Source organism: Saccharopolyspora sp. NPDC047091 (genome assembly GCF_040643635.1).
In the GTDB taxonomy this organism is placed as follows: domain Bacteria; phylum Actinomycetota; class Actinomycetes; order Mycobacteriales; family Pseudonocardiaceae; genus Saccharopolyspora_C.
Genome location: NZ_JBEYUS010000025.1, coordinates 67,133 through 78,492, shown reverse-complemented (window position 1 = coordinate 78,492; position 11,360 = coordinate 67,133). Strand labels below are relative to the sequence as shown.

At 74.4% G+C, this 11,360-nt stretch carries 10 protein-coding genes; 1 reads left to right on the top strand and 9 read right to left on the bottom strand.

Going from position 1 to position 11,360, the window contains the following annotated elements; genetic code table 11:
• Positions 1-53: 53 nt before the first annotated feature.
• The 7 genes from ABZ805_RS13810 to ABZ805_RS13780 all read right to left on the bottom strand — a co-directional run bounded on the left by ABZ805_RS13810 (position 54) and on the right by ABZ805_RS13780 (position 9,222).
• Positions 54-716 carry a sulfotransferase family protein gene (locus ABZ805_RS13810; protein ID WP_358439087.1) on the bottom strand — a complete coding sequence of 221 codons (663 nt, stop codon included), beginning with the start codon at positions 714-716 and terminating at the stop codon, positions 54-56.
• Between the two features lie 57 nt (positions 717-773).
• Positions 774-2,060, bottom strand: a complete 1,287-nt coding sequence (locus tag ABZ805_RS13805; RefSeq protein ID WP_358439084.1) for a GTP-binding protein — start codon at positions 2,058-2,060, stop codon at positions 774-776.
• Entirely contained in the window at positions 2,060-2,971 is a 912-nt protein-coding gene (cysD, locus tag ABZ805_RS13800; RefSeq protein ID WP_358439081.1) for a sulfate adenylyltransferase subunit CysD, read from the bottom strand. The genes ABZ805_RS13805 and cysD overlap by 1 nt, the downstream gene beginning before the upstream one ends.
• Entirely contained in the window at positions 2,971-3,744 is a 774-nt protein-coding gene (locus ABZ805_RS13795; protein WP_358439078.1) for a 3'(2'),5'-bisphosphate nucleotidase CysQ, read from the bottom strand. The genes cysD and ABZ805_RS13795 overlap by 1 nt, the downstream gene beginning before the upstream one ends.
• Positions 3,741-4,625: a sulfite exporter TauE/SafE family protein gene (locus ABZ805_RS13790; RefSeq protein ID WP_358439075.1), complete on the bottom strand. Its 885-nt coding sequence runs from the start codon at positions 4,623-4,625 to the stop codon at positions 3,741-3,743. Before ABZ805_RS13790 ends, ABZ805_RS13795 begins: the two co-directional genes overlap by 4 nt.
• Positions 4,622-6,106, bottom strand: coding sequence for an adenylyl-sulfate kinase (gene cysC, locus ABZ805_RS13785; RefSeq protein WP_358439072.1), 1,485 nt, complete (start codon positions 6,104-6,106; stop codon positions 4,622-4,624). Before cysC ends, ABZ805_RS13790 begins: the two co-directional genes overlap by 4 nt.
• 164 nt (positions 6,107-6,270) lie before the next feature.
• The gene (locus ABZ805_RS13780; protein ID WP_358439069.1) at positions 6,271-9,222 is read right to left on the bottom strand and encodes a family 78 glycoside hydrolase catalytic domain; all 2,952 of its coding nucleotides are present in this window, start codon (positions 9,220-9,222) and stop codon (positions 6,271-6,273) included.
• A gap of 145 nt (positions 9,223-9,367) precedes the next feature.
• Between ABZ805_RS13780 and ABZ805_RS13775 the strand changes: the two genes are divergently transcribed.
• Positions 9,368-10,840, top strand: coding sequence for an MFS transporter (locus ABZ805_RS13775; RefSeq protein WP_358439067.1), 1,473 nt, complete (start codon positions 9,368-9,370; stop codon positions 10,838-10,840).
• Positions 10,841-10,871: 31 nt separating this feature from the next.
• Here ABZ805_RS13775 and ABZ805_RS13770 read toward each other — a convergent pair whose 3' ends face one another.
• Positions 10,872-11,111 carry a hypothetical protein gene (locus ABZ805_RS13770; RefSeq protein ID WP_358439064.1) on the bottom strand — a complete coding sequence of 80 codons (240 nt, stop codon included), beginning with the start codon at positions 11,109-11,111 and terminating at the stop codon, positions 10,872-10,874.
• Positions 11,108-11,335 (bottom strand): non-oxidative hydroxyarylic acid decarboxylases subunit D, encoded by a 228-nt coding sequence (locus ABZ805_RS13765; RefSeq protein ID WP_358439062.1) that lies wholly within the window; start codon positions 11,333-11,335, stop codon positions 11,108-11,110. Before ABZ805_RS13765 ends, ABZ805_RS13770 begins: the two co-directional genes overlap by 4 nt.
• Positions 11,336-11,360: the final 25 nt, after the last annotated feature.

Sequence of the window (11,360 nt, the reverse complement as noted above, 5' to 3'; positions counted from 1 at the left end):
GATGCCCAGCGGGTGTTGGCGTCGGGTCGTTTCCGGTCGGGTGTGGAGCGGGATCAGGCGTTGCTGAACGGGGAGGGGAATTTTCCTTCGTTCTGGACCTGCTCGGCGAGGTCGCGGATGGAGGCGCTGTCGTTGACGTGCGGGAAGTCCTCGGCCGGGACCGGCACCTCGAGGAACTCGCACAGCGGCTCCCAGCCCTGGCCGGGCTGGTACTCCAGCAGCCGGTCGGCGGGGACGGCGGCGCGGACTTCGGCGTTGTGCCGTTCGAACACCTCGATGGCGTGCTCGCGGTCCTCGAAGCGGCCGTCGAAGGTGCCGTTCCAGATCAGCCGCTCGATGGTGGGGCGCAGCTTGGTCGTGAACGGGTCGTCCGAGTCGCCCGGCGGGTCCTGCACGAACTGGTAGATGGTGCCGTAGGTGCTGTCGTACCAGCGCTGCGGGTCGCGGGTGGTGAGCAGGACCTTCGCGTCCGGGTAGGCCGCCATCAGCTCGCGCCAGAACGTGCAGCCCGGCCAGTCCACAGTGGACTGGTAGCCGCCGAGGACCTGGTCCCAGTCCACCGGTCCGTCCAGCGCGCGGACCCAGTCCTGCATCCGCTCGGGCTCCGCGATGACCTCGAACATGTGGTAGCACGGCCCGAAGCCGAGGTGCTCCAGCGCCGCCTTCATCGACGCGGTCCCGGTGCGGCCGAAACCGGCTCCGATGATCTTCACCATGGTGCTGCTCCTAGTCGTGCTCGCTTCTTTCCGGTGACGCCTCCCGGCGCCGGGTCCTCACCGCGCTTCGGTGATCATCACGGCGCCGACGGTGGCGTGCGTGGCCTCGTCGACCAGCAGGCCGCCGCCGGTGAGCCGGTTGCGCTCGTAGGGGTCGCAGAACACCGGCTGCGCCAGCCGCAGACCGACCTCGCCGATGTCGTTGAGGCCCAGCTCCGCGACCGGTTCGCGGTGCAGCGTCGTCACGTCCACCCGGTGGTGCACCTCGGTGACCAGGGCCTTGACGGTGCGCGTGGTGTGCTTGAGCAGCAGCAGCGTCCCGGCCCGCAGCACCGGGCTCGCCGCCATCCAGCACACCCGGGCGGTCAGCTCGGTCGCCGCCGCGGGCGGGGCGTCCGGGGCGCACAGCAGGTCGCCGCGGCCCACGTCGATCTCGTCGGCCAGCCGCACCGACACCGACTGCGGCGCCCTGGCCTCGGCGAGCGCGCCGTCCGCGGTGTCCACCGCGGTCACCCGGGTGCGCAGGCCCGAGGGCAGGTGCAGCACCTCCGCGTCCTCGTGCACCGAACCGCCGCTGATCTGGCCCGCGTAACCCCGGTAGTCCCGCTCGGGGGCGCGGATCACGTACTGCACCGGCAGCCGGAAGTCCCCGGCCGCGCGGTCGTCCTCGATGTGCACCTGCTCCAGGTGCTCCAGCAGCGACGGGCCCTCGTACCACGGCATCCGGTCCGAGCGGTGCACCACGTTGTCACCGCGCAGCGCCGAGATGGGGATGGCGGTGACCTCGGGCAGCTCCAGCTCCGCGGTGAACCGGGCGAACTCCGCGGTGATCGCCGCGAACACCTCCTGGTCGTGGTCGACCAGGTCCATCTTGTTCACCGCCAGCACCAGCCGCGGCACCCGCAGCAGCCCGGCCAGCACCGCGTGCCTGCGGCTCTGCTCGGTGAGCCCGTTGCGGGCGTCGACCAGCACGATCGCCAGGTCCGCGGTGGAGGCGCCGGTGACCATGTTCCGGGTGTACTGGGCGTGCCCGGGCGTGTCGGCGATGATGAACGCGCGATGCGCGGTCTCGAAGTACCGGTGCGCCACGTCGATCGTGATGCCCTGCTCGCGCTCCGCGCGCAGCCCGTCGGTGACCATCGCCAGGTCCAGCCCGTCGTCGCCGCGCTCGCGGCCCACCAGCTCCAGCATCTCCAGCTGGTCGGCCAGCAGCGAGCGGGAGTCGTGCAGCAGCCTGCCGATCAACGTGCTCTTGCCGTCGTCGACGGCCCCGGCGGTGGCGAACCGCAGCAGGCTGTCGGCGGGGGCGAAGGTCCGCTCCTCCGCATCGGTGGGCAGGCTCATCAGAAGTACCCCTCTCGCTTGCGGTCCTCCATGGACGCCGCGCTCGCGCGGTCGTCGGCACGGGTCTGACCGCGTTCGGTGACCTTCGTGGCGGCGATCTCGGCGATCACCTCCGCCACCGTGGACGCGGTGGACAGCACCGCCCCGGTGCAGGTCATGTCGCCGATGGTGCGGAACCGCACGGACTGCTCGGTGAGCACCTCGTCCGGATCGCGGTGCACGAACGGGTTGTCGGCGAGGTACATGCCGTCGCGTTCGAAGACCTTCCGCCGGTGCGCGAAGTACAGCGCGGGCAGCTCCACGCCGTCCTGGTCGATGTAGGTCCAGATGTCGCGCTCGGTCCAGTTCGACAGCGGGAACGCGCGCACGTTCTCGCCGGGGCCGATCAGCCCGTTGTAGAGGTTCCACAGCTCGGGGCGCTGGTTGCGCGGATCCCACTGGCCGAAGGCGTCGCGGAAGGACAGCATCCGCTCCTTGGCGCGGGCCCGTTCCTCGTCGCGGCGGGCGCCGCCGAACAGCGAGTCGAACCGGTGCTCGGCGATCGCGTCCAGCAGCGTCACCGTCTGCGCCCGGTTGCGGCTGGCGCCGCGGCCCTCCTGCTCGACAACGCGGCCCGCGTCGATGGAGTCCTGCACGGACGCCACCACCAGCCGCACGCCGAGCTCGGCGGCGCGGCGGTCCCGGAACTCCAGCACCTCCTCGAAGTTGTGGCCGGTGTCCACGTGCAGCACCGGGAACGGGATCGGGGCGGGCCAGAACGCCTTCTCGGCCAGTCGCAGCAGCACCGCGGAGTCCTTGCCGCCGGAGAACAGCAGCGCGGGCCGGTCGAACTCGGCGGCGACCTCGCGGATCAGGTGCAGCGCCTCGGATTCGAGGACGTCCAGGCGGGACAGGGCACGTCGGGCGGGCATCAGCTGCTCCCCTCGGAGGGTGTTCCGGGTGCGGCGGCCACCGCCGCCAGCAGCGGTTCGGCCAGTTCCGGGCGGCAGACCAGCAGGTCCGGCAGCCACGGGTCGGGTCGGTCGTAGACGAGCGGGGAGCCGTCGAGCCGGCTGGTGTGCAGCCCGGCCGCCTGCGCCACGCCGATCGGGGCGGCGCTGTCCCACTCGTACTGGCCGCCGGCGTGCAGGTAGGCGTCGACCTCGCCGCGGATCACCGCGCTGATCTTCGCGCCCGCCGAGCCCATCGGGACGGTCTCCGCACCGAGCGCGGTGGCGACGGCGGCGACGAACTCCGGCGGGCGGCTGCGGCTCACGGCGATGCGCGGCGGCCCGCCGTCCGCGGCCGGGACCCGCGGCGGGCTGCCGGTGCCGAGCACCAGGCCCGCGGCGGGCAGCGCGACGGCGGCGGCCCGCACCCGGTGGTCCTCGGCGAGGGCCACGTGCACGGCCCAGTCGGTGCGGTCCGGTTCGGAGAACTCCCTGGTGCCGTCGAGCGGATCCACGATCCACACCCGGCCGCCGCCGGAGCGCTCCGGGCCCGCGGTGCCGTGCTCGGAGAGCACCGCGTCCTGCGGGCGCTGCTCGGCGAGCGCGGCCAGCAGCAGTTCGTGCGCGGCGGTGTCGCCTTCGTCGCCGAGCACCTTGCCGTCCACTTCGGACCGACGGCGCGCGCGCAGCTCCAGCAGGCACCGCCCGGCCTCGTCCGCCAGCCGCGCGGCCAGCTCGTGATCGTCCGCCTTCACCCGGTTCCTCCTTCGGCGCCGGCATCGATCCGCTCCCCCGCCGGGGCCGGCGCCCGACCGCGGGAGAACCGTCCGGACGACACCGCGGCGGCGACGAGCGCGACCAGCACGCCCAGCACCGCCGCCACGGCCGCCCCCGTTCCGGCCAGCATCGCCCCGCTGGCGGCGAGCATGCCGCCCAGCAGCACCCGGACCGGCCGGTCCGGGATGCGCACCGACAGCAACGACCCGGCGAGCACCCCGGGCAGCGAACCGGCCAGCAGCGAGCCCACCAGCCCGAGGTCGACCTGGCCGTGCAGCAGATGTCCCAGCGCGGCGACCAGCACCAGCGGCACCGCCTGCACCAGGTCGGTACCGACCAGCCGCGCCGAGCTCATCGCCCGGTCCAGCAGCAGCAGGCACACGATGACGATGGAACCGGAACCGACCGAGGTGGTGCCGACGACGAACCCGGCGGCCGCGCCCAGCAGCACCGCAGGGACCGGCCGGAGGCGGGGTGCCGCGCCGGACGCCGGACGCCCGCGGTCCAGGTGCATCCGCACCACCAGGGTCACCGCGGCCAGCAGCACCGCGGCCGCGCTCACGCCCTTCAGCACCGCGCCGGTGCCCGCGCCGAGCCGGCCCGCGAGCAGCGAACCGAGCAGCGCGCACGGCAGCGAACCCAGGCACAGCAGGCCGACCGTCGGCAGGTGCGCGGTGCGCCGGCGCAGGTGCACCGCCGCGCCCACCGGTTTCATCACCGCGCCCGCGACCAGGTCGGTCGACACCGCCGCCAGCGGCGGCACGCCGAACACGACGGTCAGCAGCGGCATGGTGAGGGCACCACCGCCCATTCCGGTCAGGCCGACCAGCGATCCGGTCAGCAGACCGGTCAGGGTCACTCCGAGGTCCACGGGCGCACCCAGCCCCGTTCCCGCAGCAGCGCCACGACCCGCCCGACGGCCTCGTCCTGGGTGAGCCCGGAGGTGTCCAGCGCCAGGTCGGCGTCGGTGGGCGGCTCGTACGGCGCGGACACACCGGTGAACTCGGGCAGCGCCCCGGCCCGCGCCTTCCGGTAGAGGCCCTTGCGGTCGCGGCGTTCGCACTCGCCGAGCGGAGTGGCGACGTGCACCAGCACGAACCCGCCGCAGTCGGACACCATCCGGCGCACCGCGTCCCGGTCGGCCGCGTAGGGCGCGATGGGCGCGCAGATCGCCGCGCCGCCGTGCCGGGTGACCTCGGAGGCGACGAACCCGATGCGGCGCACGTTGCGGCTGCGGTCGGCGGCGGAGAACCCGAGCCCTTCGCACAGGGTGCGGCGCACCACGTCCCCGTCCAGCAGGGTCACCGCCCGGTGGTCGTGCCTGCTGAGCTCGTCGCGCAGCGCGCGGGCCAGGGTCGACTTGCCCGCCCCGGACAGGCCGGTGAACAGCACGGTGAAGCCGCGTTCGGCCAGCGGCGGATGCAGCCTGCGCTGGTGCTCGGCGATCGCCGGGGTGGTGAACCAGGTCGGCAGCGGGGCGCCTTCGTCCAGCCGGGCGCGCAGTTCCTCGGCGCCGAGGCCGCCGCGCCCGCAGCCGGGTTCGACCCGCTCGGCCCGGATCCAGGCGTCGGCGGAGTCGCGGAGCAGCTCGGGCGGGGCGACCACGGTGATCGGCGAGTCCTCGACCGGGTCCGCGGTGATCAGGTGGGTGGCGCCGTAGGCGGCGGCGACCTGCGCGGCCAGCGCCGCGTCGGCCTTCGGATCGGCGCGGCGGGCCAGCGGGACCGGCACCACCGTGGTGCCCGCGGGCAGTTGCGGGCGGGCGGCGAGCAGCGCCTGCACCAGCAGTTCCGGGCGCGGCCCGGTCATCCGCGGCAGCAGCAGCACGTGCCCGTCGAACTCGGCGGCGAGCTCGCGCAGCTGGGCGAGCTCGCGGTGGTGCAGCGGGGAGTCGGCGACGACGCCGAGCACCGGCCCGGCGGGCAGGTCGGCGCGGACGTCGGCGGCGGGCGGGCGCATCCGGCGCAGCGCTCCGGCGGGTGCGGCCGCGGCGCGCAGCGGTCCGGCCGCGTAGCGCGTGGTGCCGTCGGACCAGGGTTCCTCGTTGTGCAGCACGGCGACGGGGGCGCCTTCGGCGTCGCGCAGCTCGATCCGGGGCGCGTCGGCCAACTCCGCGGGCACCGGGAGCACGATCGGCGCGGGCCACGGGGTGCCGTCCAGCAGCCGCCGCCGGGTGCGCACCGAGTCGACGTCGGCGGCGCCGAGGAATCCCGCCACGGGGTGGAACGCACCGTCGATCAGCAATTCCACATCGGACAGTTCAGCGGGTTCGGGGGTCCAGCCCGGAATCGTCCCGTCAGGACCGTCCGGACATTCAGGCTCCGCTCTGCTCGCGCTCACACGCACCTCTGTCCGCTGGTCGGGGCCGACTTGATGCATACCGTGCCGAAGAGGGATCGACGGGTGAACCCCGGTGTCCACTTCTCGCCACATCGCATTTTTCCCACCGCACCGGCACATTTCCAGCCTTGACGGATCGCCGATTCCGGCATTGTTCGCGAAGTTCACCGGCCCGTTCGGGACTCCGCACGGGGCAGCGTCGAGCGGAACGTGCGCTCCCCCGGCCCCAGCTCGAACACGCCGTGCCCGTCGCGGAGCCGGTCGGCGCCGGTGATGCGGCCGGGCACGTGCACTTCGGCGGTGGTGTTCGGCGGAATCCGCACGGTCAGGGTGAAATCCCGCCCGTCGCGGTGCCAGCGGGACTCGACCCGGCCGGCCGGGGTGGTGTGGTGGCCTTCGACCCGGCGCAGATCGCCCACCACCTTGGGCCGGATGCGCAGGCGCCGGAAGCCGGTGGAGCCCGGCGCCTGGTCGATGCCGGCGAGTCCGGTGTGGAACCACTCGTCGAGCTGCGTGAGGATCATGTGGTTCAGCGAGTTGCGCAGGTCCCACTGCTCCGGGACGGTGCTGAGCCCGCCCGGGTTCGCCGGGGTGTCCCGGAAGAACGCGCCGTAGCCCGCGTCCTGGTGCAGCGCCTCCCACAGCAGCTCGTCGCGGTCGGCGTCGCGCAGCACCCGCACCACCGGACCGAGCCCCAGGTGCCCGGCGCGCAGCAGCGGGCCGCCGGAACCGCGGACGCGTTCGACCAGCGCGGCCAGCACCCGCGGCCGTTCGGCGGCGGGCACGATCCCGGCGTCCAGCGGCATCGCCTGCGCCGCCTGCGTCGCACCCCGCTCGGTGCCGTCGCCGCTGTAGCGGCCGAGGTCCGGCAGGTAGAACCGCTCGTGGAAGGCGCGGGCGACGCCCTCGGCGAGCGCACCGTACTCGCGCGCGTCCGCGGAATTCCCCAGCGCCGCGGCCACGTCCGCCATGGCGCGCGCGGTGGCGTGGTAACCCCAGGTGCCGGTGAGCTCCCCCGCGGTCTCCTCCGCCGCCACCCAGTCGCCGAGCGCGCCGACGACCAGGTGCCGGTGCGCCTTGCGGCGCCGCAGGTAGTCCAGGTAGGCCGTCATCGCCGGGTAGTACCGCGCCATCGTCTCGGTGTCGTCGTAGCGCCGGTGCAGCAGCCACGGCACCAGCACGATCGCGTTGCCCCAGTTGACCTCGTCGCCGAACCGGTCCCGGTAGCCCCAGTCGTAGACGGGCGCCTTCAGCGCCACGTTGCCCACGTCGGGCCCGCGCCCGGACTGCCCTTCGGCGAGGTGCCGCTGCATCGTCGGCAGGTAGGCGGCGAGGTCGAAGTGCCGGGACAGCACGCCCATCGGGTGCGTGTAGTCGGCGCCGTAGGCCAGCTTCTCCCGGCCGGGGCAGTCGGTGAGCACCGACATCAGGTTCGAGGCGACGGAGAAGTGCGCCATCCGGTGCAGCCGGTTCACCCGCTCGTCGGAGGTGCGCACCGCACCGGCGCGCGGCGCGTCGGCCCGCAGCTGCAACCCGACCACCTCGGGGCGTACCCCGGGCGGTGCCGTGACCTCAAGGAAGCGCATCGCGAAGTACTGGAACGCGGGCTGCCAGGTCTCCCCGCCGGGCAGGCCCGCCGCGGTGTAGGTGTGCAGCACGTCGGTGCCGCGCCGGTCGTTGCGCACGGAGGTCTGGTCGACGGAGCCGTCCGGCGCCAGCGATTCACCGGGCCGCAGGGCCACCTCGGTGCCCGCCGGGACCTCGGGCAGCCGCAGCCGCGGCCAGCCCGCGAGGTTCTGCCCCAGGTCGAACACCCACCGCCCCGGGTCGAGCTCGCGCACCCGCACCGGCGGCCACTCGCGCACGACCCGCACCGGCTGCGCCCGGCGCCACACGAGTTCGGTGCCGCCGTTCGGCGGGGTGGTGCGGATCGCGTCGGCCCAGCCGGTGCGCGTGCCGTCGCGGCGGGTCGCGGTCGCGGAGTGGTCGGCGCCGGGCGCGTCCCAGCCGGGCTGTTCGCGGCGGGCGTCGTGGTCGGTGCCGGAGAACCAGTTGTCGGTGATCGCGGGGCCGAGCGCGGTGCGCCAGTGCGGTCCGGTGACGACGTCGTGCCGTCCGCCGGGGCCGGTCAGCTCCAGGCGGGCGATCAGCCGCGGGGACACCGCGGCGCCCGCGGTGGGTTCCCACTGCGCCACCGGATCGCCGGAGCCTTCGACGGGGGTGCCTGCGGGGTACCGGTGCTCCAGCGGTGGGGCGATGATCAGGCCGTGCTCGTCGGTGGTGACGACCTGCCTGCTCTCCCAACGATCGCGGGTACCGATGGTGACGCTGCCGCCGATGTGGTGCCCGCGCGGGTCCGGGACGCGGATGCGGTCCGCGCCGGGGTGCGCGGGCACCAGCAGCTCGCCGCGGGCGGGTTCGGTGCTGGTCCACCACGAGTAGGGGTCGCGCGCGCCACCGCGGGTGCCGTGCCGGTGCACGTGCGCGGTGCCGTTGCCGAGCGCCACGCCGAGCACGTTCTCGCCGGGCAGCAGGAGTTCTCGCACGTCGTGCACCCGGTGTTCGGCGGAGCGCTGGTAGTTCGAGTTCCCGGGAGCCAGCACCTCGTCGGTCACCGGCCGCCCGTTGAGGGTGGCCCGGTGCAGGCCGAGCCCGCACAAGTGCAGCCGGGCGGTGCTGATCGGCCCGTTCGCGGTGAACGCCGTCGCGAAGATCGGCAGCGGGTCGCCGGGTCCGCGGCCGGGGTGCGCGATCCAGCTCGCCGCACCCCAGTCGCAGCGGGTCAGCAGCCCGAGCTCCCACTCGAACGGTTCGCTCCAGGGGGACCACCGGTCGTGCTCGTCCCGGACCCGCACCCGCCAGCGCAACCGCTGCCGCGCGGCGGGTTCCGGCCCGCCGTAGCGGGTCTGCGCGCGGTCCGACCCGACGACGCCGGTGTCCCACCAGGTCCGGCCGTCCGGATCGGTGACCTCGACCTGGAAGGCGGTCTGCAGGCCACCGGGTTCCGCGTCCTCCGCGGCGAATCCCCAGCTGAGCACCGGGTTCTGGTCGTCGACGCCGAGCAGCGGCCCGGTGCGGCCGTCGAGGCGGAGGCGTTCCGGGCGGATTCCGGTCATCGGCTGCTCCAGCGCGGTCGTCTGCCGCTCTCGTTCTACGCACCGCGGCACCGCCCGTCAACAGTCCACAATGGACGAATGCTCCGGGCCGCGGGGCGCCCTATCCTCGGTGCGTCGGCCGGACGGCGGCCGCGGGGAGGACCGCATGACCAGCCCTGACGACAACCCCACCGCAACGATCCCGCTGGCGAGCCGCACCGGGCGGTGGATCATCGCGGGCACCATCCTCGGCTCCGGGGTGGCGTTCCTGGACGGGTCGGTGGTGAACGTGGCGCTGCCCGCCATCGGCCGGGACACCGGCGGCGGCTTCGCGGTGCTGCAGTGGGTGCTCGACGCCTACCTGCTCACGCTGAGCGCGCTGCTGCTGCTCGGCGGAGCTCTCGGCGACCGGTACGGGCGGCGCCGGGTGTTCCAGGTGGGGCTGGTGGTGTTCACCCTCGCCTCCCTCGGCTGCGGGCTCGCGCCCACCGGGGAGCTGCTGATCGTCGCGCGGCTGGTGCAGGGCGTCGGCGGGGCGCTGCTCGTGCCCGGCAGCCTCGCGCTGATCAACTCCACGATCCGGTCCGAGGACCGCGGCCGGGCGGTGGGCACCTGGGCGGGGCTGACCGGGGTCTCCTCCGCGCTCGGGCCGTTCGTCGGCGGCTGGCTGGTGGACGCGGCGTCCTGGCGCTGGGTGTTCTTCATCAACGTGCCGCTGGCCGCGGTGGCGCTGCACGTCACCGCCCGGCACGTGCCGGAGACCCGCAGCGGGCGGGCCGGGTCCCCCGACCTCGCCGGGGCCGCCACGATCACGCTGGGCCTGGCCGGGGCGATCTACGCGCTGATCGAACTGCCCGCGCGCGGCTGGAACCCGATCACCATCGGCGCGCTCGCCGTCGGCGTCGCCGGGCTGCTCGCGTTCCCGCTGCTGGAGCACCGCGGGCGCAATCCGATCCTGCCGCTGAACCTGTTCGCCTCCCGGCAGTTCACCGGGGCGAACCTCACCACGTTCACCGTGTACGCGGCGCTCAGCGGCGCGCTGTTCCTGCTGTCGCTGCAGCTGCAGCAGACCCTCGGGTACTCCGCGCTGCGCGCCGGGGTGGCGACGCTGCCGATCACGGTGATCATGCTGCTGATCTCGGGGCGAATGGGGGCGCTGGCGCAGCGGACCGGGCCGCGGCTGCCGATGACGGTCGGGCCGTTCGGGTGTGCGGCGGGGCTGGCGCTGCTGACCTGGGCCCAGCCCGGGTCGACCTACCTCACCGGGGTGCTGCCCGGGGTACTCGTGTTCGGGCTGGGGCTCTCGGTGACGGTGGCGCCGCTGACCTCGGCGGTGCTCGCTTCGGTGACCGCCGATCGTGCCGGAGTGGCGTCGGGGGTGAACAACGCGATCTCCCGGCTCGCCGGGCTGGTGGCGGTGGCGGTGCTGCCGCTGGTCGCGGGGATGACCGGGCCCGGGGAGACCGTCGGCGACGGGTTCGGGTTCGCCATGCTGGTCTCGGCCGCGGCGTGCGCGCTGGGCGGGGTGCTGTCCTGGTGCACCATCGGAGGTCGCCGCCTCGTGGTCGAACCGATGCCGCTGCCAGGGGTGCAGCAGGCCTGCCAGGACCCGTGCACCTGCACCGACGCCCACCGGTGACGCGAAGCCGCCCGGCCGGGCGGCCCCGAGGTCAGCCGACCCGGTCGAAGGTCCACTGGTGCGGGGGCCGCGCGACCAGGTGCGGCGGCGGGGACGGCAACCGCGGCGGATCCTCGTCGTGGTGCGCGATGAGCACGACGCGGTCCTCGGCCGAGCGGTACACCTCGACCGCACCGCAGCGGGGCACCGCGTGCTCCCGGACCCACCCGAGCAGTTCCGGCTGCGCGCCCGGCGCGGCCCGCACCTCCCACATCAGCGCGCGCCCGCTCACACCGCACCCCGCAGCGGCGGCACGGCGGGCATCTCGGTGGCCGATTCGACGTCCCGGCGGGTCATCCGGAACGCCTCCGGGTAGGACTCGCGGCGGGTGCGGCGCTCCGGTTCGGTGCTGCGCCAGAAGTAGTGGCAGCACTCGCAGCGGTGCACCTCCCACACCCCGGCGATCGGTGACACGGCCTGCAGCGTCACCTCGGTCGCGGCACAACGCGGGCACATATCGGGTTCTCCTCTCGGCGTCGGT

Coding starts and splice junctions, on each gene's coding strand:
- cysD (WP_358439081.1), bottom strand. CDS start 2,971: ATGCCCGCCCGACGTGCCCTGTCCCGCCTGGACGTCCTCGAATCCGAG.
- ABZ805_RS13780 (WP_358439069.1), bottom strand. CDS start 9,222: ATGACCGGAATCCGCCCGGAACGCCTCCGCCTCGACGGCCGCACCGGG.
- ABZ805_RS13775 (WP_358439067.1), top strand. CDS start 9,368: ATGACCAGCCCTGACGACAACCCCACCGCAACGATCCCGCTGGCGAGC.
- ABZ805_RS13810 (WP_358439087.1), bottom strand. CDS start 716: ATGGTGAAGATCATCGGAGCCGGTTTCGGCCGCACCGGGACCGCGTCG.
- ABZ805_RS13805 (WP_358439084.1), bottom strand. CDS start 2,060: ATGAGCCTGCCCACCGATGCGGAGGAGCGGACCTTCGCCCCCGCCGAC.
- ABZ805_RS13765 (WP_358439062.1), bottom strand. CDS start 11,335: ATGTGCCCGCGTTGTGCCGCGACCGAGGTGACGCTGCAGGCCGTGTCA.